Here is a 23,875-nt window from a genome sequence, read left to right as displayed (position 1 = left end):
TGCGCTGGCATTTTTCTGTTTTTTCGCTGGATTTACGCGCGATCTTTTACTTTCTCTTTCAGTTCCGCTTTTTCTGCTTCTGAAAGGAATGCAATCTCAAGACCATTGATTTGCGCTTGACGAATTTGCTCTTGGCTCAGACCAGCTGCTGGTGCCGCTACTTCGTATTCGTATGGTAGCTCGATGCCTTCTACCGCTGGATCGTCAGTGTTTAGAGACGCAAGAACGCCATGCTCTAGGAACTGTTTGAGAGGGTGGTTTTCTAACGTTTCTACCGTGCTAGTTTGGTAGTTTGATGTTAGGCAAGATTCAATACCAATGCGGTGTTCTGCGAGATAATCCATCAGTTTTGGATCGTGAATCGCTTTTACGCCGTGGCCGATACGAGTTGCGCCCAGCTCATGGATTGCTTGCCACATGCTCTCTGCACCTGCCGCTTCACCAGCGTGAACCGTTACCCCAAGGCCGGCATTACGTACTTGCTTGAAGTGAGACACAAAGCGATCACCCGGTTGGCCAAGCTCGTCACCCGCCAAGTCGACGGCAACGATATGATCTTTTTGGCTCAGAATACCGTCCAACTCTTGTTGGCAAGCGTCGGTGCCAAAAGTGCGACTCATAATACCGATAAGATTGACTTTAATGCCAAAATCACGCATACCCGCTTGAACCCCATCCACGACCGCTTCAACCACACCTGCAACGGGTAATTTGTGTTTCATCGCCATGTAGTATGGAGAGAAACGCAGCTCAGCATAATCAATCTGTGCGTTCAGTGCGTCTTCCACGTTTTCGTACGCCACACGACGACATGCGTCTAGATCGCCTAATACGGCCACCCCCCAGTCGAGCTTAGAAAGGAAAGCAACAAGAGAAGGTTCTGTTTCGACAATTTGAACGTATGGCGTTAACGACTCGATATCGTATGCAGGTAGAGTGACCCCAAATTTTTGGCCAAGCTCGAGAATAGTCTTAGTGCGAATGTTACCGTCAAGGTGACGGTGCAAGTCAGTGAGAGGAAGATTCTTCGTTATCATTATGTCGATCCGGATAGTGGTGAACAGGAACAAAGCCCAAACATCATCTGTGACAATAAATGGGTAAGGCTTCCCGAAGTATAAATAATAGGTTAGTCGATTGTCAGCAGACGATGACTATGAAATCAACGATTCTCGCTCTTTTCTGCTTCACGTTAACCAAATATGTTGGTGTACGACGTAAGTGATGGTCAGTACAGTTCTTTTAGTTTTCTAGTTAGTGTATTACGTCCCCAGCCTAGTACTTTAGCTGCATCTTGTTTATGACCTTTAGTGTGCTCCAAGGCCGCCTCCAATAAAATGCGTTCGAATTCTGGTAAAGCGTAAGACAGCAGTTCTTTATCCCCTTCCGCGAGAGATTGTCGAGCCCATTCCGCTAGGTTTTCTTGCCAACTGCCGTGTGTGGCGTCTGAAATAGTCTTTTTCTCTTCGAGGAGTTCACTTGGTAAGTCATTGGGAAGTACTTCGCTACCACTGGCCATCACGGTTAACCAACGACAAATATTCTCTAACTGACGTACGTTGCCCGGCCAATCGAGACGATTAAGAATTTCAATGGTCGATGGATGCAGCGTTTTTGTTTCAACGTCAAGCTCATCGGCAGCTCTGATAAGGAAATGCAGAGTTAGCTTTTCAATGTCTTGTTTGCGTTCACGCAGGGCAGGGATTTGTACGCGGATGACGTTCAAGCGATGGAATAAATCTTCACGAAATCCCCCATTCTGAACCAGTTTTTCAAGGTTTTGGTGAGTAGCGGCGACGATACGGACATCAACACTGACCGGAGAGTGACCGCCTACTCGATAGAACTGCCCATCCGCCAACACACGCAATAAACGAGTTTGGATGTCTAGCGGCATATCACCGATTTCGTCCAAAAATAGCGTGCCGCCATTGGCTTGTTCGAAGCGCCCTTGACGGATACTGTTTGCTCCCGTAAATGCGCCTTTTTCATGACCAAACAGCTCGGATTCAATCAGGTCTTTGGGAATAGCGGCCATGTTCAAAGCAATAAACGGCTTGTTGGCGCGTGGGCTGTGGCGATGTAAGGCATGAGCGACTAACTCCTTGCCTGTACCGGATTCGCCATTGATGAGTACTGAAATCGACGAACGTGAAAGGCGACCAATAGCTCGAAATACCTCTTGCATTGCGGGGGCTTCGCCGATGATTTCCGGGGTTTCTGCAGGAAGGTCTTCCGGTGAGAGTTGTTCACGCTTGTTTTCGTGGCTATGTGCAATAGCACGTTCGACCAAAGTTAAGGCTTCATCAATGTCAAACGGCTTTGGCAAATATTCAAAGGCGCCTTTTTGGTAGGCATTGACCGCAGCATCGAGATCCGAGTGCGCCGTCATGATGATAACAGGAAGGTCAGGGTAATCGTGTTGTACTTGTTTGAGCAGCTCTAAGCCATCGATACCGGGCATGCGAATATCTGATACTAAGACATCGGGCACTTCGCGCTCCAGTGACATTAAAACGCTTTCCCCATCGGCGTAGGTTTCGCATTTTATATTGGCGGAGGAGAGCGTTTTTTCCATTACCCAGCGAATTGAACTGTCGTCATCGACGACCCAAACATATCCTTTACTCATGTGTTATTAATCCTTGCAGCAAAACTGAAAAAACTGACGCGTAGCGAACTCCATTCGCGCCGTCAGATCGGCAGATAAATTGTAAACGTGGTATGGCCTGGCCAGCTTTCTACGTCGATTTTTCCGTTGTGCTGGTCGATAAGGTTCTGTGAAATGGACAGCCCTAAACCAGTGCCGCCCTCACGACCACTGACCATGGGATAGAAAAGCGTGTCCTGTAATTCTGGCGGAATGCCAGGACCGTTATCGGTGATTTCGATACGGGCTGCTAGCTTGCAGCGTTTTCCGTGGATATTGGCTTGGTGTACCGTCCTGGTTCGGATGGTTATTGTGCCGTGATCCTGATGGCTAAGAATTTGCGCTGCGTTGCTAACGATGTTGAGCATGGCTTGTTCTATTTGATCCGCATCCATCAATATTTCCGGCAAACTGGGGTCGTAATCACGCTCAATGACCATCGATCGCTGTGACTCGAGTTCGACCAGTTGACGAACCTTTTCTAGAGTTTGATGCAGGTTTTCTTGTGTCTTCTTACCTGGCTTTTGTGGCCCAAGTAAGCGGTCAACCAATGCTCTTAATCGATCCGCCTGCTCAATGATGATGTGTGTGTACTCGGTGAGAGAGGGATCTGGCAGCATCTTTTCTAACAGTTGTGCCGCCCCACGCAAACCACCCAAAGGGTTTTTGATCTCGTGTGCTAAACCTCGCACCAACAATTTAGCGGCCTGTTGTTGTGCATGTTGGTTAAGTTCTTGTGACAGTCGACGCTGTTGATCAATCTTGCGCATTTCGACAAGCAGCATGAGCTGTTTTTGCCAAGTAATGGGGCTAACGGTGACCTCTAGCATAAGAGGACGGCCATCGACCACAAAGGTGACGTCACTATCGGTGAGGCTTTGACCACTCTGTAGAGGCTGCGTGAGAAGCGCGAGATCCAGCGAAGCGTGCTGAATAAGTTGAGACAGAGACTGCTCGACTATACGTTTAGCACTTTGAGAAAATAACAGCTCCGCGGCAGGATTGGCATAGCGGATGGCCAATCCTTCATCAAGAATCAGCGTTGCTGTCACCATGTTGTTGAGAATGGCACTAGGGAGACTGGTATCCACATTACGTCCTTGTTTTGCGTTAAGATTGTGCGACGCACAATAATGGTGCAATGGAACGTTAAGTATGGCGAATAAATCTCAGAAGAAAAAGTGAAAAGCATCGCGGTGATGCTACTTTTCCATCAAATAGTCTATTTTGCCCCTTTTACGGTCGGCTTAACACTTGCTCTGTGTAAATGCACCGTTATAGGGCTAGTTGATGCAATAAGCTTGCCGCTTCTCTTTGCGTGCACTGCCAGCGTATGAGTTCCTCGGTCAATATTATTTAACTGCCAAGTCATGCGGCCTTGTGGTGCACCATAAGGTTTGCCGTCGAGTAGCAGCTGCAATTGCTCGCCAATACCAAGTTTGCGGTTGGTTTCAAGTGTAATATTGATGAGTCCACGATTACTGCGGATGGTCTCGTTATGTTGAGGAGTCTGTATTGAGAGTTGCAATGGCTGCAATTGATCCGTTTTGGTTTCCGGCTTTTTCTCGGGTTTTGTCGTAGTGTTCGCTTGTGGGGTGAGCGATTCAGTGCTTTCCACTTTAGGCGCAGGGGCACTGGCTTCTAAATTTGGCAGTGCGATGGCCTTTGAACCTTGGCTAGGGGTGTCACTAAAGTGGATCACCCCACTTTCGTCCACCCAAGTATAAGCGACTTGCGCAGGGACAGCGGAGGCTATCAGTAATCCGCCGAGCGCACACAGAGATGGTATAAGCTGAACTTTCATGGCTCACCTTCTTTTGATAGATGATTTCACGTTTTGGTTGCTTCGGCTCTTGATAAAAAAAAAGAGTCTGAGCGTATTGTAATTATTTATTCATGTTAAACGGGGCAGTGGATCGAACGAATACAAAAAAGGCCCGCCTGCGAGGCGAGCCTAATATTTTGTTGCGGTGTTTACATTTTACACGGCGATGCTCTTATACCGAGTAGTAAAGCTCAAACTCAACTGGGTGAGTTGTCATGTTTACGCGCTCAACATCTTGAGACTTAAGTTCGATGTAAGAATCGATAAAGTCATCAGAAAATACACCACCAGCGGTTAGGAATTCACGGTCAGCATCCAGTTCTGCTAGTGCGTCTTTCAGTGAGTAAGCAACGGTTGGGATTTCTGCTGCTTCTTCAGCTGGTAGATCGTAAAGGTCTTTATCCATAGCTTCGCCTGGATGGATCTTGTTTTTAATACCATCAAGACCAGCCATGAGCATTGATGCGAAGCATAGGTATGGGTTTGCCGCTGGGTCACTGAAGCGAACTTCGATACGACGCGCTTTAGGGCTTGGTACCACAGGGATACGGATAGAAGCAGAGCGGTTACGTGCTGAGTAAGCGAGCATCACTGGCGCTTCGAAGCCGGGTACAAGACGCTTGTACGAGTTAGTTGATGGGTTCGCAAACGCGTTGATTGCGCGAGCGTGCTTGATGATACCGCCAATGTAATACAGCGCCATTTCAGATAGACCGCCGTACTTATCGCCAGCAAATAAGTTAACGCCGTCTTTCGCTAGAGATTGGTGAACATGCATACCCGAGCCGTTATCGCCAACGAGTGGTTTAGGCATGAAGGTTGCTGTTTTTCCGAATGCGTGTGCCACGTTGTGCACGACGTATTTGTAAATTTGGATTTCATCCGCTTTCGTTGTTAGCGTGTGAAAACGAGTTGCGATTTCGTTCTGGCCAGCGGTCGCTACTTCGTGGTGGTGCGCTTCAACAACTAAGCCCATTTCTTCCATCACCAGACACATTGCAGAGCGGATATCTTGAGAGGAATCGACAGGCGCGACTGGGAAGTAACCGCCTTTTACGCCAGGGCGGTGACCTTTGTTACCACCTTCGATGTCAGTACCAGTGTTCCAAGCAGCTTCCACGTCGTCAATCTTGAAGAAAGAACCTGACATATCTGTTGAGAATTTCACATCGTCGAATAGGAAGAACTCTGGTTCTGGGCCGATAAGTACAGTGTCTGCAACGCCAGTTGAACGCATAAAGTCTTCTGCGCGCTTAGCGATTGAGCGTGGGTCACGGTCGTAACCTTGCATCGTAGCTGGTTCTAGGATGTCACAACGGATATTTAATGTTGCGTCTTCTGTGAATGGGTCAAGAACGGCTGATGAGGCATCTGGCATCATTACCATGTCTGACTCGTTGATACCTTTCCAGCCAGCCACTGATGAACCATCGAACATTTTACCTTCTTCGAAGAAATCTGCGTCGATTTGGTGAGCAGGGATCGAAATGTGCTGCTCTTTACCTTTTGTATCAGTGAAGCGTAGGTCAACAAACTTTACTTCGTTTTCTTGGATCAGTGATAAAACGTTTTCTACTGACATCTTGGATAACCTCCAGTGTTATAAGCGGTAAAAGCTCGATTTATGAACTATTCATGAAACCAGCATTGATTAATCAATTTAAGATTTTTCATTAATCGATGCTGGTTTTATTAAAGCCAGAACCGTGCCAAAAAAAATATTCCATTAATTTCAATAAATTGCGATTCTTGGGGCTAGTTTGGTGCAGGCCGCTGCACCAAAATGATCTTAGTTTGCACTATTGTGGTGCTTTAAAGCTCGTTGCACCACAATGTGACAGCCGCATTGTTCATTCAGCCTAGCTTTTAAGCAAGAGTCAATTTTAATTATGCATCGATAAGAATAAAGTTGCGCTTAATCAATTCGTTCTGCGGAAGAAAGTGGGCATTAAGCGTAAAAATCGAAAAAATGCTCGGGAGTAGATCACATATTTCTAGGATTTTTGCTAGAATCTGGTACATTATGGCCGTTTTTTTAATCAGAAAATGTCACCAGAGAACACCCGTTCTCAGCATGGGGGCATTTCATATATCGAAGTGAATCACTATCCATGGCTACTCCACAGATTGATAAATTAAGAAATATCGCGATTATCGCGCACGTTGACCACGGTAAAACTACGTTGGTTGACAAGCTGCTACAACAATCAGGCACGCTTGAGTCTCGCGGTGAAGCTGAAGAGCGAGTCATGGACTCGAACGACATCGAAAAAGAGCGCGGTATTACCATTCTTGCTAAAAATACAGCAATCGACTGGAACGATTACCGTATCAACATCGTAGATACTCCGGGACACGCGGACTTCGGCGGTGAAGTTGAACGTATCATGTCGATGGTAGACTCAGTTCTGCTTATCGTTGACGCAGTGGACGGCCCAATGCCGCAAACTCGTTTCGTGACTCAAAAAGCGTTCGCGCATGGCCTAAAGCCAATCCTTGTGATCAATAAGATTGATCGTCCTGGTGCACGTCCTGACTGGGTGATGGACCAAGTGTTCGACTTGTTCGATAACCTAGGTGCAACTGACGAACAGCTAGACTTTAAAGTGGTTTACGCTTCAGCACTTAACGGTTGGGCTTCTCTAGAAGAAGGCGAAACGGGCGAAAACATGGAACCGTTATTCAAAACTATCGTTGATGAAGTCGCGGCTCCTGAAGTTGACCTAGACGGTCCACTACAGATGCAAGTTTCTCAGCTGGACTACAGCTCTTACGTGGGTGTTATCGGTGTGGCTCGTGTGACTCGTGGTAGCGTGAAGCCAAACCAACAAGTGACGATTATTAGCGCAAACGGTAAAACGCGTAATGGCAAAGTTGGTACTGTAATGGGCTACCTTGGCCTAGACCGTCACGAAGTTGACCAAGCGAATGCGGGTGACATCATCGCAATCACGGGTCTTGGCGAACTGAAAATTTCTGACACGATTTGTGCACAAAACGCAGTAGAAGCGCTACCTCCTCTGTCGGTTGATGAACCAACGGTAACGATGACGTTCCAAGTCAACACATCACCATTTGCGGGTAAAGAAGGTAAGTTCGTTACTTCGCGTAATATCCTTGAGCGTCTAGAGAAAGAATTGGTACACAACGTGGCTCTACGCGTTGAGCAAACCGATGATCCAGACAAATTCCGCGTGTCAGGCCGTGGTGAGCTTCACCTATCTATCTTGATCGAAAACATGCGCCGTGAAGGCTTTGAGCTTGCTGTGTCTCGCCCAGAAGTTATCATCAAAGAAGAAGATGGTAAGCTAATGGAACCGTTTGAAACGGTAACGATCGATGTGATGGAAGAGCACCAAGGCGGCATCATGGAGAATATTGGCCTACGTAAAGGTGAGCTGAAAAACATGTCTCCAGACGGTAAAGGCCGTGTACGTATGGACTTCATCATGCCATCTCGTGGTCTGATCGGCTTCCAAACCGAATTCATGACGTTAACTTCTGGTTCTGGCCTGCTATACCATACGTTTGATCACTATGGCCCACACAAAGGCGGTAACATCGGTCAACGTGTTAACGGTGTGTTGATTGCGAACGCAGCAGGTAAAGCACTAACGAACGCGCTGTTTAACCTGCAAGAGCGTGGCCGTTTATTCATCGGTCATGGTGTGGAAGTTTACGAAGGCATGGTTATCGGTATTCACAGCCGCGACAATGACCTAACAGTAAACGCCCTAAAAGGTAAGCAGTTAACCAACGTTCGTGCATCGGGTACTGATGATGCTCAGGTTCTTACTCCGCCTATCATTATGACGCTAGAGCAAGCGCTAGAGTTTATCGATGACGACGAGCTAGTAGAAGTAACACCCGAAAGCATTCGTATTCGTAAGAAGTTCCTAACGGAAAGCGATCGTAAGCGTGCTTCTCGTGGCGCGAAATAATTTTCGTTAAGCGATTCAATTAAGAAGAAGCCTCGAGTTATGCTCGGGGCTTTTTGTTTTCTGGAGTTGAATATGAACCCGATCATTATCACTGGCGGGCCTGGTGCGGGAAAAACGACATTGCTGAGTGCGCTAGAAGCGTGTGGATACGCCACTTTCCCTGAAGGATCTCGCCACTTGATTGAGCAGCAAAGCCAGTTAGATAATGGCATTTTACCGTGGACGAATCTGCCTGAGTTTGCCAAGTTGTGCCTTGAGTTGATGGGCAAGCAAAAGCGTCAGGCGTTGAGTGCTAACGTGGCTTTTGTTGATCGTGCGATTCCAGATATTGTCGCTTATCTGCAAGTGGGTGGTTGTCACGTTGACCAAGCTTTCTTAACTGAAATTGCTGGGTACCATAGTCAGGTGTTTACTTGTCGACCTGAAGCATCTATTTACGTGCAAGATGAAGTGCGTCCGCACAGCTTTGAAGAGGCATTGAAGATTCATCAATCCTTAGTGGATACCTATGTTGATCTGGGTTACGAAGTGGTGGAAGTGCCTTGGGGAAGGGTCGAAGAGCGCGTGGACTTTGTTCGAAGAGTAATAGGCTTAGTCGACGAGGCAGCAGACTAAAACCTCCTCGCGAGGAGGAGGTCTGAATCATTTACTTTTGATTAAGCTTTTGCAGGAATTTATCTGATTCAGCAATCGCTTCGTTCATTTGTTTAATAGCGAATTGAATGTCTTTCTCTAAACTAGAGAACTCACCTTGCAACGAACCAATCGCACTCGCGTTGAGGTTGTGTTTTAGATACAGCGTATTATCGCGCAGTGTGTTTAATACTGGTGCCATCTTTTTCTCGGCACGTTTCATCGCGCTGAGCATGGTTTGGTAAGACGCTTTGGTTTCACGCAGTTTTTGTTCGCTAGAGCGACGCAGCTTGGTATTGGTATACAAGTCGAGTTCGTCTTGCCATTCATCAAATAAAGCATCAGAGACGTCTTCAATGGCAGCGATGCGGTCACGCACCTCTTGCGCGGCTTTTGCGCTGTCTTCGTACTGGTCATTAATCTTGTTATAGATGCTTTCCAGTTCGCCACCATCAAAGTTGGTTAGGGCAGACAACGCCTCAAGTGCGCTGGAGAATTCTTCTTGCGCATCTTGTTGGGATTCTTTGGCATCTTCGACACGGTCGACCATAATATCTCGTTTATGGTACCCGACTTGCTCCATCGCGGAGTAATAAGCAGATTGACACCCTGTCAATGTGAAAATTGATAGTACAATTGCTAATAAATAAGGCATTCTTATGTCCTCGACAATAGGGTCTGTCGACCTTTTGTGGTTGTTTTTTGTTCGATATAAAAGCGTTTTAATCGCGGCGAGAGGGTTGTAGCATAGTCATTCTAAGCAAAACGCCTCTCAACAAAGAGTAAAACGCTTCTAGACGAACCCTTCGGGCAGCGCTTGTGGTTTCTTTCTACTGCGTTATCGGCTTCTCTAGTAGGTTAACTACAATTCAAAGCCTCTGCCTTGTATAAAGAATCCACAAACTGCTGCAAAAATCAGCTCAAAAGGTCAACAGACCCTTATTATGGGATGAACTATGAACCAGTTATTAGAGAGTTACAAGGCAAGGGTAAGCCATTTACTGCCAAGTTGCGTCGCGTTTTTTAAGTATCTTCTTAAGCGATTAACGCACGATCGCGTGAATGTCAACGCGGGCTATCTTGCTTATATTACTTTGTTGTCCATTGTGCCGATGTTGACGGTACTGTTATCCATATTGTCGAAATTCCCTGTTTTTTCGAATGTCGGCGAAGTGCTGCAAGGCTACGTTATTGAAAATTTTGTGCCTGCATCAGGGGAAGTGGTGGATACGGCGTTGCAAGAGTTCGTGGCGAATACCGGAAAAATGAGTGCAGTAGGGGGCGGGTTCCTATTTATTGCTGCGCTGATGTTGATTTCAAACATTGATAAGAGCTTAAACTATATTTGGCGAGTGAAAGACAAGCGTCGCTTGGTGTTTTCTTTTTCCATGTATTGGATGGTGCTGACGCTAGGTCCCATTATGGTGGGCGCGAGTATCGCCGCGACCTCGTACGCCACATCACTGGAAGTCTTAGATCATGAAGTCCTTTCTGGTGCGTTCAATCTATTCTTGCGTTGGTTACCGTTATTGCTGTCTTTTTTTGCGTTTTTAGGCTTATACATCTTAGTACCAAACAAGAAGGTACACCTAGCGCATGGTGCATTGGGTGCCTTGTTGGCCGCGGTATTGTTTGAGTTGAGTAAGAAAGGGTTCGCGCTGTATATTACCCATTTTCCATCATATCAGTTGATTTATGGGGCTTTAGCCGCGATTCCTATTTTATTTGTTTGGGTCTATTTGTGCTGGATGATTGTTTTATTGGCCGCCGAGGTCACCGCTGCGCTTGGTGAACAAGAACACTGGAGTGAGGACTTAGACATGATAGACTCGTCCGCGGAATCTCAGTTAGAAAATGAAGGAAGCGAAAGTAGTGATAGCGCTAATTCAACGAGTCAGTGAGGCCGCCGTTCGAGTCGGTGGAGAAGTGGTTGGTGAAATCGATCAAGGTTTACTTGTTTTACTGGGCGTAGAGAAAGGCGATGATGAAGCCAAAGCCAAGCGTTTGATGGAACGCGTTACCACCTACCGTGTGTTTGAAGATGATGCAGGTAAAATGAACCTCAACGTCAAACAAGTGGAAGGCAAAGTGTTGGTCGTGTCTCAGTTTACGTTACCGGCCGATACCAAAAAAGGCACGCGAGCTGGCTTTTCTCGTGGTGCTCACCCAACCGATGCCGAGCATCTGTATGATTATTTTTCTGACCAGTGTGAGCAGGTTCTGCCGACACAGCGTGGCCGGTTTGCTGCTGATATGAAAGTGTCCTTAGTTAATGACGGGCCGGTGACGTTTTGGCTACAAGTCTAATCTGGCGCTGACACGATCATGGTCTAAGCTATACACCCTAAATGATGTTATTTTACTGGGGCTTTTTCCTCAGACTTTTTGTTTGCTTTGCACGTTCAAAGGATTGATATGTTCAAACTCATTACCCCTAAAACGGATAACCAGCTGAAGAAGTACTATCAATTTCGCTGGCAGATGCTTCGTGAACCATGGCGCATGCCGATAGGTTCAGAACGGGATGAATATGATGGCATGAGCCATCATCGTATGATTGTCGATGGTCGAGGCCGTCCCATTGCCATCGGGCGTTTATACATCACACCGGGTAACGATGGCCAGATTCGCTATATGGCGGTAAAAAGTAATCGCCGTAACAAAGGAATGGGGTCGTTGCTTCTGGTTGCTCTGGAGTCGCTGGCGCGCCAAGAAGGTGCGAAACGTTTGGTATGTAATGCCCGTGAAGATGCGATTGCCTTTTATGAAAAAAATGACTTTGAACGTCGTGGTGAGCTGACCGATGGGCGCGGGCCAGTGTGCCACCAACAGATGGTGAAGCCGCTTGACCCGATGGCGAATGTTTTACGTCGCCCTGAGTGGTGTACTGAGCTGCAGCAGCGCTGGGAGCAACAGATCCCAATCAGTGACAAGATGGGGATCAAAATTAATCAGTACACGGGTTACCAATTTGAGTGTTGTGCGCAGCTCAACCCTAACCTCAACCCTCACAACACCATGTTTGCAGGTTCTGCCTTTACCCTAGCCACACTGACAGGGTGGGGGATGACATGGCTTTTGCTTAAAGAGCGCGGGTTGCACGGGGATATTGTATTGGCGGATAGTTCGATTCGTTATCGTCAGCCCGTAGAGCAAAATCCAGTGGCGAGCACATCACTGGATGGCATCAGTGGCGACTTAGACCGCTTAGCATCAGGAAGAAAAGCACGCATCGTCATTCACGTGGTGATTTATAGCGGTGAGACCCCCGCAGTGGATTTTGTTGGTACCTACATGCTGCTACCCAACGATTCAAAGTTCCTCAGTTGTTAGGTGAGTAGGCTCAAGCGTTCCCTCCGTCGCGCTTTCATTTTCAGTAGGAAGCACTTGCTCTGCTGAGATGGTTGGTGCGACTGGCTCTTGCTCTTCTTCAACCACCTCTTCGCTGAGTTGTTCTTCATGCAGCTCTAGATTGATATCATCAATCAATGTCGTGGGTTCCATCGACGCCTCGGATCTCTGCCGCGATTTGTCAGTCTTTACTGATGATGGGGGCTCTACGCAGTCATTACGACTTACTTCGCCGCTTAGAAGGTCGCCTTGAACCACACCACATACCCCGTCCAATTGGTAGACAATGCCACTAAGCGGGGTGTTGGTCATATCAAATTCGCCCAATACCTTACCAGTCATGGTTTTTCCTGACATGGTGATTGGTTGAATCGCCACCTTCCCACGCTGAGCCTCTAAACGCAATGGGCTAAAGGTCACGGCTTTGAGATCATGGTCGGCTTGTAATTTTAAGGTCGTATCACGCATATTCGCGGCCACCTCACCAGACAAACTGTAAGCCAGCATATTGCGATCACCGACGAGTCCTTGCAGGTCGAGGCTTAGGTCAGTGAATCCTTCGAATGCAAATGTTGTAGGTAAGTAACGGTTGAGCAGCTTCAGTGGAATGCCGTCAGCATTTACATTTAACGCCCATGGCTGACTGGTGGTGTTTAAGTCGATGTGTCCAAACCCTTCGATGTAGCCTTGCTCTAGTGGCGCAAATAGACGAGTCAATTGCCAGAAGCCATTGTCGCTTTGCATAGAAAGCGCCGCATGAGATGAGAGAGTCTGCTCATAACTGGCATTAACCACACTGGCATCGAGATGCCCATTCCAAAGAACCCAGCGTTTGTTCGACCTTGCTATTTCAAGCTGTTCACCGTCGATGCTGAAACCAGAGAGTTGCCAATAAGGCGTTTCGGAGAGTTGAATGATTTGGCTGCGTTGAATATCGAGTCGTTTAATCGCCACATGATCTAACTTGCTTGTGGCGGTGCGCCACCAGTCGTGGCGGTCTTCTGGCTGTATGGTCCACTTCAAACCGCGGACGGAAGCCTCGTCGATTTGCCATTGGGTAGGACTAAATTTCCCGGAGGTTTGCACTCGGCCTTGTTGCCAATCGAAACTTAGGTCATTCAGTAGGAGTTGACCTGGCTTGAGCATGGCGCTTAAACGTGGTTCCACAGCCGTTTGCTGCTGGAATTGAACACTATCGGCTTGCAAAGAAATCTGTGCGGTGGTGTTCCAGAGTGAGAGAGGCAGTGTGGCGTCCTCAACCGACAGTTCGAGGTTTTGCCAATGCCAGTCTCCCCACGCAATATCGGCATTCAGAACATCGAGACTATTGATGTGACTGATTTGGAAAGGTAATGTTTGCCAGGGTTTCACTAGAAGGGAATCGCGCTGCGCGTTACTCATCTGCAGTTTATTGATGGTGACGTTCACTAAAGACCACCCTTGTGCGTACTGCTCACCTTGGCCGGACACTTGGCTATTGCGCCAGCTAAATGAAGCGCCGTAAAGCGTGCTGTTTTCCGGCTTGTAGTCCATGTCGACCAAAACTTGATTAAAGGCTTCGCCACTCCAATATATTTGATCGGCCGCGAGTTGAACCTCTCCATACGGTATAGAGTCGCCATTCCATCGTGGCGATTGAATTTGGAGGTTAATACCATTGGCAGAAAACTGTTCGTCAGCGTAATCAAGATTCTTGAGGGCGACCTGATGAAACTGAATATGCTCTAGGCTGGGTAAAGCGGGTAGTCCTTGTTGTAAGCTGAGTCCGTCAATGAGCAAGCTGTCGACGATCCACTGACCATCACGATAAACATCGGGATTCATCCAGAGATCAATTTGTTCGATATAAGGGTAATCGGCAGTTGCGGCACTCACACCTTGTAAAGTCAGGTGGTATGGAAAGTCATAATGAATGCTGTCGGCGTTAAAGGGCAGATTAAGCTGGTGCGAAAGCCGTTGCCAAGTGGCGTTAGCGTAGGACGTGGTGAGCAGCGCAATCACAGCGGCCGGAATCGCAACCACTAACACAAGTAACAAAATTAGAACTCGACGCGCTGTTTTCATCCCTAGTAGAACCTATTGTGGGTGCATGGAAACTGAGATATCAGTTTCTCAAATGATTTAGATAAGTGTTAGCTTGTATCAATCTTGTGCGGTATTCAATAAAAAGCCCCTCAAAAGAGGGGCTTGAAGAAGTTTTTTGTAACTAAGTCACGGTCGACTTAGATTGGCTTGGGATTAATCAATCTGTGGCCCAGCGGCAACCAGAGATTTGCCTTCCGCATTGTCTGTGTACTTATCAAAGTTATTGATGAAGCGCTCAGCCAGATCTTTCGCCTTGCTTTCCCATTGTAGTGGGTCTACGTAAGTTTCGCGAGGGTCGAGAATACTTGGATCTACGCCAGGCAGTGACGTCGGCACTTCAAGGTTGAAGATAGGGATATGTTTAGTCCCTGCTTCTTCAATAGAGCCATCTAGGATAGCATCAATGATGCCACGCGTATCTTGGATAGAGATGCGCTTACCTGTGCCGTTCCAACCTGTGTTTACGAGGTAGGCTTCTGCGCCCGCCGCTTCCATACGTTTCACCAATACTTCTGCGTATTTTGTCGGGTGAAGCGTTAAGAACGCCGCGCCGAAACAAGCAGAGAAGGTTGGTGTTGGCTCAGTAATACCACGCTCTGTACCTGCAAGCTTCGCAGTAAAGCCAGAGAGGAAGTGGTATTTAGTTTGTTCAGGAGTCAATTTAGACACAGGAGGCAGTACGCCAAACGCATCTGCAGAGAGGAAGATCACTTTATTCGCGTGACCGCCTTTTGATACCGGTTTCACGATGTTGTCAATGTGGTAGATCGGGTAAGAAACACGGGTGTTTTCTGTCTTCGAACCGTCATCAAAATCGATAGAGCCGTCGCCACGAACGGTGACGTTTTCGAGTAGCGCATCACGTCGGATGGCGTTGTAGATATCGGGCTCTGCTTCTTTCGATAGTTTGATGGTTTTCGCGTAGCAACCGCCTTCAAAGTTGAAGACGCCATCGTCATCCCAGCCGTGCTCATCATCACCAATCAGCGCACGTTTAGGGTCGGTAGAAAGCGTTGTTTTACCGGTACCAGACAGACCGAAGAATACTGCCACATCACCCTCTTTGCCCATGTTTGCACTGCAGTGCATCGATGCGATGTCTTTGAGAGGAAGGAAGTAGTTCATCATCGCGAACATACCTTTCTTCATCTCACCACCGTACCAAGTACCACCGATAAGCTGCATGCGCTCAGTGAGGTTAAAGACGGTGAAGTTTTCCGAGTTCAAACCTTGCTCTTCCCATTTTGGGTTAGTGCATTTTGCGCCATTCATGACCACGAAGTCGGGCTCAAAGGTTGCCAACTCTTCTTCGGTTGGGCGAATAAACATGTTTTTAACGAAGTGCGCTTGCCAAGCGACTTCCGTGATAACACGAATGCTCAAGCGTGTATCAGGGTTTGCACCACAGTAACCGTCAACGACAAACAAACGCTTGTTAGACAGTTGGTTTGTCACCAATTCCTTCAACTCATTCCATACTTCTTGAGAGATTGGTTTGTTATCATTTTTTACTTGATCAGACGTCCACCACATATGCTCTTCAGTGGTAGCGTCTTTGACGATGTATTTATCTTTTGGTGAGCGACCAGTAAAGATGCCAGTGTCAACGGCAACCGCACCTAGTTCAGTAACCACACCGCGCTCATAACCGGTTAAGTCTTCACGCGTTTCTTCCTCAAACAACATTTCATAGCTTGGGTTGCGTACAACCTCTTTGACGTCATGCAGTCCGTGTTTGGTTAGATCAAGTGTTGCAGCCTTAGTATGTTCCATAACGGTCATAGGTGCTCCTTATAAGGATTTTGTAGGGATTTTGTAAAGATGTTTTTATTTTAATCTGCTCACCATGCTAGCAACGGGGCGGAGAGAAAACAGGGAGACAGTTCAAAAAATATCCATGATTTCAGTGAGTTTTTAGGTGACCCGTCACATATTGGTGGGGAATAGTTTATCGTGCGCGCAATCCTTTGCGCTAGGGCGGGAGCGTTATTAATTATTTAAAATTAAGTGGTTGTTTTATTACGTCTAAAGCCAAGTGTTACGGGGGGTGGATCACAAAAAGGCCAGCATTGAGCTGGCCTTTTTTGGGTGAATTACGTGCTTGATAAGTCGTAAGAATTAATGCAGGGTTTTATTATCTGTAGAAGCTTGCGCATAGAGTTCGGTCACTTCTGATTGATCAAACGTATATGTTGTACCGCAGTAATCACAATGTAATGAAACCGAACCAACTTCAGCCAAAATGTCATAAATTTCAGATTTTTCAACTGTGATAATAGCGGCACCACTACGATCACGAGAACAGCCACAATGGAATTCGACTGGTTGTGGTTCGTAAAGACGCACTGTGTCTTGGTTATATAGACGGTACAGTAGTTCGTTGGCTTCTAGGCCAAATAGCTCTTCGTCTTTGACGGTGTCCGTCAGTTGCTCTAGATGTTCGAAATCATCCGGTGAACCAGTGCCATCTGGAATCACCTGAAGCAGCATGCCGGCAGCGTGTGGCGTGCCTTCGTGCTCGCCCGTGCGGATCCATAGGCGCGTTTTGAGCTGCTCTGAGTTTGCGAAGTAACCTTCTAGAACGTCAGCTAACGTGTCACCTTCTAGCCCAACCACCCCCTGGTAACGCTCACCATGTTTTGGTTCGATAGTGATCACGAGGTGACCTTTGCCCATGAGCTCGTGAAGGTTGGCGTTATCGGCAATATCGCCTTCCCAACGAGCGACACCACGAACACGTTGCTTGTGGTCACCATTGATAACGGCAAGAGACACAGGACCATCGCCTTGCAGCTGAATGGTGATAGAGCCTTCGAACTTAAGAGTGGCAGTTAAAAGAGTGGTTGAAACGAGTAGCTCACCCAGCAGTTTTTCTATTGCTGCCGGATATTCCTTGCTGGAGATAACACGTTGGTACGCTTCATCCAATTGTACCAACTCGCCACGTACGGAAAGGTCTTCGAATAGGTAGCGGTTTAAAACATTATTTGCCATGGAGTGCTTTCCTCGTTGGTAATTCCGGCTTTTATTGATTTTTGAACTTAATGATGTCTCGGCGCTGCTTCTTATCTGGGCGGCGATCTGGACTTGGGTTGTGGGCATTAAGCTTACGTTGTGTCGCGTGTTCCTCACGTTTCGCGATACTTTCAGTAGTTTCACGATACAAGGTTTGTGCGACAGGGGCGCCTTTACGTTGATCAGAGACTTTTTCGATGATCACAGTTCTTTCTTCGTTGCCTTGACGAAGTCTTACTTCAGCGCCCACTTCAACGATTTTACTTGGTTTGCTTCGTTGGCCATTATAGTGGACTTTGCCGCCATCGACCATGTTACGAGCGATAGAGCGGGTTTTATAGAATCTTGCGGCCCACAGCCATTTATCTAGCCTCACGGCTTCATTTAAGGAACTCATAGAACACAACGCTATCTAATCACTGCCTGAATGTGGCAATGAGTGAGTGATTATTCACCTACAGATGGAGTCAAGGTGGATTTTTTTCAAGGTAGTTGGCAAAAACGGCATAAGAAAAAGGTACAAAATCCAAGTTGTGATATAGTTCACTGCTCTTTGTTGAGTAATAATTTTATTGCAAATTTAGCAAGTTAAAGTCGATAGTTATTGTTATAGCTGAATAGAATAAAGGAATCCACGCAGTGAAACGTTTAGAGCTAAGTGCAGGATTATCAAGCAGACCGCTACTGGCTCAGTTAAAGTCCAATAATCATACGATTCAAGCAAAGCTCAGTTTGTTGCTAACCTGCCTTTTCATTGCGGTCATTGGCTGGATACTGGGTAAGATCGTGTGGTTAGCCATACCGCAAGCGTCGGATGTGCCGCAATGGCAACCAGCAGTGAGCAACGTTGTCGCCAGTAATGAAAATAGCGCGATTGATTTCAACGCCCTTCAAAATGCCAACCTATTCGGAAAGTACACTGAGCAAAAGCCTGTCGCAATAGAGCAACCCGTGGTGAAAGATGCCCCTAAGACGCGTCTCAACTTAACCCTTGTTGGCGCTGTGGCGAGTAGTGACCCCAATACGAGTTTGGCCGTGGTTGCCAACCGCGGGAAGCAAGCAACCTACGGACTTGGAGAAGAAATTGAAGGGACGCGTGCAACGTTAAAAGCGGTGTTGGTGGATCGCGTTATCATTGACAACCAAGGGCGAGATGAGACCTTAATGATGCAGGGGCTCGAGTATAAGAAGCTATCCGAATCGTCACGGTCTGCGCGCAGCCAAGCTCAACAAGTCGAGTCTAGCGCTGGCATCGGGGACGAATTAGCGCAAATCCGAGAAGAAATAGCGAAAGATCCACAAAGTGTTTTCAAATACATCGCTATTTCACCAGTGAAAAGAGACGGAGGCATTGTCGGTTATCGAGTGTCACCGGGGCGTGATGCGGCGCTGTTTAATGATGTGGGCCTAAAACCCGGTGATATCGCAGTACAGCTAAACGGGATCGATTTAAGTGATCCATCTTCTTCAGTCCAACTGATGCAAGTCATGCGCGATCCGCAAGAATTAAATTTAACTGTTGAGCGCAATGGTCAACAGTACGAGATCTATATCCAATTGTAATACTTAGGCAACCGGCGTAAGTTCAGGGAGACATACGTGAAACATTGGTTCAGCAAAAGCGCTTGGCTACTGGCAGGAAGTTTACTCTGCACTCCAAGTGCAATAGCAAACGAATTCAGTGCCAGCTTCAAAGGTACTGATATTCAAGAGTTCATCAATATCGTTGGTCGTAACTTAGAAAAGACCATCATCGTTGATCCATCCGTGCGTGGGAAAATCGACGTCCGCAGCTATGACGTGCTTAACGAAGAGCAATATTACAGCTTCTTCCTTAACGTACTCGAAGTATACGGCTACGCCGTCGTAGAAATGGACAACGGTGTACTTAAGGTTATCAAAGCGAAAGACTCCAAAACGTCGGCTATTCCAGTGTTAGGTGACGGCAGTGCGCAAGGCGACAGTGTGATCACGCGAGTCGTTGCGGTGCGCAACGTGTCGGTCCGTGAGTTGTCTCCTTTACTGCGCCAGTTAATTAATAATGCAGGTGCGGGCAACGTTGTGCACTACGACCCAGCCAACATCATCTTGATCACTGGACGCGCTGCGGTGGTGAATCGTTTGGCCGAAATCATCAAACGTGTGGACCAAGCTGGCGACAAAGAAATTGAGCTAGTGGAATTGCGTAATGCTTCTGCAGCAGAAATGGTGCGAATTGTGGTTGCGTTGAATAAGAGTGCGAACCAGAAGAGCACCCCAGAATTCCTTGAACCTAAGATTGTTGCTGATGAGCGTACTAATGCGATTTTGATTTCGGGTGAGCCGAAAGTACGTGCCCGTCTTAAGCGCTTGATTCGTCAGCTTGACGTTGAAATGGCGACCAAAGGCAACAACCGCGTGGTATACCTTAAAAACGCCAAAGCAGAAGATTTGGTGGACGTCCTAAAAGGCGTTTCCGACAACCTACAAGCGGAAAAGCAAGTCGGCCAACAATCATCAGGTGCACAGCGAGGTGAAGTGGTGATTGCCGCTCACGCGCCCACCAACGCGCTGGTGTTAACTGCCCCGCCAGACATTATGAATGCACTCCAAGACGTCATTGCTCAGTTGGATATTCGTCGTGCGCAGGTTCTTATCGAAGCGTTGATCGTTGAAATGTCGGAAGGTGATGGCATCAACTTAGGGGTGCAATGGGGCTCGTTGGAAACCGGAGCGGTGATTCAATACGGGAATAACGGGGCGCCCATCGGTCAGGTGATTGTTGGCTTGGAAGAGTCTAAGGATACTGTAGAGAAAAAGCTGATCCGAGATTCGGATACAGGTGCTATCAAGTACTACGAAGAAACCACGACGAAAGGCGATTACTCTACTTTGGCCTCGGCTCTAAGCGGCGTCAATGGCGCGGCGATGAGCATCGTAATGGGTGACTGGACGGCTTTGGTGAGTGCGGTGGCGACCGATTCCAACTCAAACATTTTATCTTCTCCAAGTATCACCGTCATGGATAATGGCGAAGCATCATTTATTGTTGGTGAAGAAGTGCCTGTCATTACTGGCTCTACAGCCGGCTCTAACAATGACAACCCCTTCCAAACGGTCGATCGTAAAGAAGTGGGCATCAAACTTAAAGTGGTACCACAAATCAACGAAGGAGATTCGGTTCAACTGGATATTGAACAAGAAGTCTCTAACGTGTTGGGCGCAAATGGAGCGGTCGATGTACGTTTTGCTAAACGACAACTGAATACATCGGTGATGGTCCAAGATGGGCAAATGTTGGTGCTTGGTGGTTTGGTGGACGAACGAGCATTAGAAAGCGAATCGAAAGTGCCACTGCTGGGGGATATTCCTGTGCTAGGTCACTTATTTAAATCAACCAGCACGGAGACGCAAAAGCGTAACTTGATGGTATTTATTAAGCCGACCATCATTCGTGATGGTGTGACCGCTGACGGTATTACACAACGTAAGTACAATTTTATTCGCGCCGAGCAGTTGTATCGAGCGGAGCAAGGTCTGAAATTAATGGGTGATGAAAAAATTCCAGTTATGCCAGCATTCGGCCAAGAACGTCAGCACCCAGCAGAAATTCAAGCGTTTATTGATCAGATGGAAAAAACTAATGGTTGATATGTTAGACACTGCGCCCAGTATGCGTCGTCTGCCATTCAGTTTTGCCAATCGCTTTAAACTGGTGTTGGAGACAGAGCACCCAGAGCGTCCTCCCATTCTTTACTATGTGGAGCCGATAAACCCTGCGGCTTTGGTTGAAGTGCGTCGCGTCCTGAAGCGAAGCTTCGTGCCTCAGCCTATCGATAAAGAAGCATTCGATAAAAAACTGACCGAAGCTTACCAACGTGACTCCTCAGAAGCTCGCCAACTAATGGAAGACATCGGTGCCGATAGCGACGACTTCTTCTCTCTGGCTGAAGAGTTACCACATGATGAAGATTTGCTCGAGTCGGAAGGTGATGCCCCGATCATCAAGCTGATCAACGCCATGTTAGGTGAAGCAATCAAAGAAGGTGCGTCGGATATCCATATCGAAACCTTCGAGAAAACCTTGTCGATCCGTTTTCGTGTTGATGGTGTGTTGCGCGAGGTGTTAACGCCAAGTCGCAAACTGGCGCCATTATTGGTATCGCGTGTCAAGGTGATGGCGAAACTCGATATTGCCGAAAAGCGCGTACCTCAAGATGGTCGTATTTCTTTGCGAATTGGCGGTCGTGCGGTCGATGTGCGTGTGTCTACCATGCCGTCTTCTCATGGAGAGCGAGTGGTCATGCGTTTGTTGGATAAAAACGCCACCCGTCTCGATTTACACAGCTTGGGTATGACAGCCTCTGTGCACAATAACTTCCGTCACCTGATCCAGCGCCCTCACGGCATCATTTTGGTGACCGGTCCGACAGGGTCTGGTAAGTCCACCACCTTGTATGCCGGTCTGCAAGAGATCAACAGTAACGAGCGCAACATCTTAACGGTTGAAGACCCGATCGAATTTGATATCGATGGTATTGGCCAGACTCAAGTTAACCCGAAAGTGGAGATGACCTTTGCACGAGGGTTGCGTGCGATCCTACGTCAGGATCCGGATGTTGTGATGGTCGGTGAGATCCGTGACTTGGAAACGGCACAAATTGCGGTTCAAGCGTCTTTGACTGGTCACTTAGTCATGTCGACTCTACACACGAACACCGCGGTGGGGGCAATCACGCGTTTACGTGATATGGGGATTGAGCCATTCCTGATTTCATCTTCGTTGTTAGGCGTGCTAGCTCAGCGTTTGGTCCGTACGCTTTGCGCGGATTGCAAAGAGCCGTATGAAGCTGATTCAGAACAAAAGAAATTGTTCGATATGGAAGAGCATGACGCTTTAGTGCTTCACCGTGCGAAAGGTTGTGAGACGTGTAACCAAAAAGGTTATCGAGGACGTACCGGTATTCATGAACTTGTAATGATGAACGACCAGGTTCAAGAACTCATTCATAAAGAGTCGGGCGAGCAAGAAATTGAGAGAGCCGTTCGTGCCCATACGCCAAGTATTCGCAGCGATGGTTTAAGCAAAGTACGCCGAGGAATTACATCACTTGAAGAAGTGATGCGAGTGACGAAGGAAACGTAATGGCGGCATTTGAGTACAAAGCGCTGGATGCGAAAGGCAAGCAAAAGAAAGGCACCATAGAAGGGGATAATGCTCGCCAAGTACGTCAACGACTGAAAGAGCAAGACATGCTCCCAGTTGAAGTCGTGGAAACCAAAGCAAAGACGGCGAAGTCTTCTGGTTCGGTCAGTTTTAAGCGTGGTATTTCAACCGCAGAGCTAGCGTTAATTACGCGGCAATTATCGACTTTGGTTCAATCGGGCATGCCATTGGAAGAGTGTTTGCGTGCCGTTTCTGAGCAGGCGGACAAACCGCGTATTCGCTCAATGTTGGCTGCGGTTCGCTCTAAAGTCACCGAAGGTTATCCACTCGCGGACAGTTTGGGCGATTACCCTCATGTATTCGATGAGTTGTACCGCTCCATGGTGGCCGCGGGTGAGAAGTCTGGTCACCTAGATACCGTATTAGAGCGTTTGGCTGATTACGTAGAAAACCGGCAAAAAATGCGTTCGAAATTGCTCCAAGCGATGATCTACCCAGTGGTATTGGTGGTATTTGCCGTCGTGATTGTGTCGTTTTTGTTAGCAACTGTCGTCCCCAAAATCATTGAACCTATCATTCAAATGGGGCAAGAGTTGCCGCAGTCAACGCAGTTCTTACTGGCGGCGAGTGAGTTTGTGCAAAATTGGGGGCTTATCATCTTCGTCGTGCTGGTGGTGTTTTTTTACGGGCTCAAACTTGCGTTGCAAAAGCCCGACTTTCGCTTAGCTTGGGATAGAAAAATTTTGAGCTTGCCGCTACTGGGCAAGATTTCTCGAGGCTTGAATACGGCGCGCTTTGCACGAACACTCTCGATTTGTACGTCCAGTGCGATTCCTATCCTAGAAGGCATGCGTGTTGCGGTTGATGTGATGTCGAATCGTTATGTGAAACAACAAGTGTTGATTGCAGCCGATAACGTGCGAGAAGGGGCGAGCCTACGTAAAGCGCTAGACCAAACGCGACTATTCCCACCCATGATGCTGCATATGATTGCCAGCGGGGAGCAAAGTGGCGAATTAGAAAGCATGCTCACTCGCGCGGCAGACAACCAAGACCAAAATTTTGAATCGACAGTCAATATTGCGTTGGGGATCTTCACACCCGCTCTCATTGCCTTAATGGCAGGCCTCGTGCTGTTTATTGTGATGGCGACCTTGATGCCAATGTTAGAAATGAATAACTTGATGAGCGGATAATATTCGAGTGAAGACGTGTCTATTTTGTGTAGG

At 47.5% G+C, this 23,875-nt stretch carries 19 protein-coding genes; 9 read left to right on the top strand and 10 right to left on the bottom strand.

Annotated elements, in window-relative coordinates:
* Positions 1 to 32: 32 nt before the first annotated feature.
* The 5 genes from add to glnA form a co-directional block, all read right to left on the bottom strand.
* Positions 33 to 1,037, bottom strand: a complete 1,005-nt coding sequence (gene add, locus ATG66_RS19375; RefSeq protein ID WP_098416837.1) for an adenosine deaminase — start codon at positions 1,035 to 1,037, stop codon at positions 33 to 35.
* Positions 1,038 to 1,228: 191 nt separating this feature from the next.
* The gene (glnG, locus tag ATG66_RS19370; RefSeq protein WP_098416836.1) at positions 1,229 to 2,632 is read right to left on the bottom strand and encodes a nitrogen regulation protein NR(I); all 1,404 of its coding nucleotides are present in this window, start codon (positions 2,630 to 2,632) and stop codon (positions 1,229 to 1,231) included.
* 62 nt (positions 2,633 to 2,694) lie between these two features.
* Positions 2,695 to 3,741 carry a nitrogen regulation protein NR(II) gene (glnL, locus tag ATG66_RS19365; protein ID WP_098416835.1) on the bottom strand — a complete coding sequence of 349 codons (1,047 nt, stop codon included), beginning with the start codon at positions 3,739 to 3,741 and terminating at the stop codon, positions 2,695 to 2,697.
* Positions 3,742 to 3,872: 131 nt separating this feature from the next.
* Complete coding sequence (locus ATG66_RS19360; RefSeq protein ID WP_098416834.1) at positions 3,873 to 4,454, bottom strand: DUF4124 domain-containing protein; 582 nt, start codon at positions 4,452 to 4,454, stop codon at positions 3,873 to 3,875.
* Positions 4,455 to 4,647: 193 nt separating this feature from the next.
* On the bottom strand, positions 4,648 to 6,057 hold the full coding sequence (glnA, locus tag ATG66_RS19355) for a glutamate--ammonia ligase (protein ID WP_098416833.1): 1,410 nt from the start codon (positions 6,055 to 6,057) through the stop codon (positions 4,648 to 4,650).
* A 529-nt stretch (positions 6,058 to 6,586) separates the two neighbouring features.
* Between glnA and typA the strand changes: the two genes are divergently transcribed.
* Entirely contained in the window at positions 6,587 to 8,416 is a 1,830-nt protein-coding gene (gene typA, locus ATG66_RS19350; protein ID WP_098416832.1) for a translational GTPase TypA, read from the top strand.
* Positions 8,417 to 8,488: 72 nt separating this feature from the next.
* Positions 8,489 to 9,031 carry an AAA family ATPase gene (locus tag ATG66_RS19345; protein WP_098416831.1) on the top strand — a complete coding sequence of 181 codons (543 nt, stop codon included), beginning with the start codon at positions 8,489 to 8,491 and terminating at the stop codon, positions 9,029 to 9,031.
* 31 nt (positions 9,032 to 9,062) lie between these two features.
* On the opposite strand, the gene ATG66_RS19340 is transcribed toward ATG66_RS19345, so the two are convergent.
* Positions 9,063 to 9,704 (bottom strand): DUF2959 domain-containing protein, encoded by a 642-nt coding sequence (locus tag ATG66_RS19340; RefSeq protein ID WP_098416830.1) that lies wholly within the window; start codon positions 9,702 to 9,704, stop codon positions 9,063 to 9,065.
* A 301-nt stretch (positions 9,705 to 10,005) separates the two neighbouring features.
* On the opposite strand from ATG66_RS19340, the gene ATG66_RS19335 reads away from it, so the two are divergent.
* The 3 genes from ATG66_RS19335 (at position 10,006) to ATG66_RS19325 (ending at position 12,382) form a co-directional block, all read left to right on the top strand.
* A complete protein-coding gene (locus tag ATG66_RS19335) occupies positions 10,006 to 10,950 on the top strand; it encodes a virulence factor BrkB family protein (protein ID WP_098416829.1) in 945 nt (314 codons plus the stop codon).
* Positions 10,922 to 11,356, top strand: coding sequence for a D-aminoacyl-tRNA deacylase (gene dtd / locus ATG66_RS19330; RefSeq protein ID WP_098416828.1), 435 nt, complete (start codon positions 10,922 to 10,924; stop codon positions 11,354 to 11,356). The genes ATG66_RS19335 and dtd overlap by 29 nt, the downstream gene beginning before the upstream one ends.
* Before the next feature lie 108 nt (positions 11,357 to 11,464).
* Positions 11,465 to 12,382 carry a bifunctional GNAT family N-acetyltransferase/hotdog fold thioesterase gene (locus ATG66_RS19325; protein ID WP_098416827.1) on the top strand — a complete coding sequence of 306 codons (918 nt, stop codon included), beginning with the start codon at positions 11,465 to 11,467 and terminating at the stop codon, positions 12,380 to 12,382.
* Here the strand turns inward: ATG66_RS19325 and ATG66_RS19320 are convergent.
* From ATG66_RS19320 to hslR, 4 genes are all read right to left on the bottom strand, one after another.
* Entirely contained in the window at positions 12,362 to 14,464 is a 2,103-nt protein-coding gene (locus ATG66_RS19320; RefSeq protein ID WP_098416826.1) for an AsmA family protein, read from the bottom strand. The genes ATG66_RS19325 and ATG66_RS19320 overlap by 21 nt on opposite strands.
* A gap of 174 nt (positions 14,465 to 14,638) precedes the next feature.
* Positions 14,639 to 16,267 (bottom strand): phosphoenolpyruvate carboxykinase (ATP), encoded by a 1,629-nt coding sequence (pckA, locus tag ATG66_RS19315; RefSeq protein WP_098416825.1) that lies wholly within the window; start codon positions 16,265 to 16,267, stop codon positions 14,639 to 14,641.
* Positions 16,268 to 16,603: 336 nt separating this feature from the next.
* Positions 16,604 to 17,479, bottom strand: coding sequence for an Hsp33 family molecular chaperone HslO (hslO, locus tag ATG66_RS19310; protein WP_098416824.1), 876 nt, complete (start codon positions 17,477 to 17,479; stop codon positions 16,604 to 16,606).
* Between the two features lie 31 nt (positions 17,480 to 17,510).
* Positions 17,511 to 17,897: a ribosome-associated heat shock protein Hsp15 gene (gene hslR, locus ATG66_RS19305; protein WP_098416823.1), complete on the bottom strand. Its 387-nt coding sequence runs from the start codon at positions 17,895 to 17,897 to the stop codon at positions 17,511 to 17,513.
* Between the two features lie 242 nt (positions 17,898 to 18,139).
* Between hslR and gspC the strand changes: the two genes are divergently transcribed.
* From gspC to gspF, 4 genes are read left to right on the top strand one after another with little or no spacing between them, the layout of a single operon-like run.
* A complete protein-coding gene (gspC, locus tag ATG66_RS19300; protein WP_098416822.1) occupies positions 18,140 to 19,063 on the top strand; it encodes a type II secretion system protein GspC in 924 nt (307 codons plus the stop codon).
* Between the two features lie 36 nt (positions 19,064 to 19,099).
* A complete protein-coding gene (gspD, locus tag ATG66_RS19295; RefSeq protein WP_098416821.1) occupies positions 19,100 to 21,130 on the top strand; it encodes a type II secretion system secretin GspD in 2,031 nt (676 codons plus the stop codon).
* Entirely contained in the window at positions 21,123 to 22,625 is a 1,503-nt protein-coding gene (gene gspE / locus ATG66_RS19290; RefSeq protein ID WP_098416820.1) for a type II secretion system ATPase GspE, read from the top strand. The genes gspD and gspE overlap by 8 nt, the downstream gene beginning before the upstream one ends.
* Entirely contained in the window at positions 22,625 to 23,842 is a 1,218-nt protein-coding gene (gspF, locus tag ATG66_RS19285; protein ID WP_098416819.1) for a type II secretion system inner membrane protein GspF, read from the top strand. Before gspE ends, gspF begins: the two co-directional genes overlap by 1 nt.
* Positions 23,843 to 23,875 lie beyond the last annotated feature (33 nt).

This window comes from Vibrio sp. ES.051, assembly GCF_002563795.1.
Lineage (GTDB): Bacteria > Pseudomonadota > Gammaproteobacteria > Enterobacterales > Vibrionaceae > Vibrio.
The sequence above is the reverse complement of the archived record's forward strand: the minus strand, read 5'-3'. Positions and strand labels throughout refer to the sequence as shown.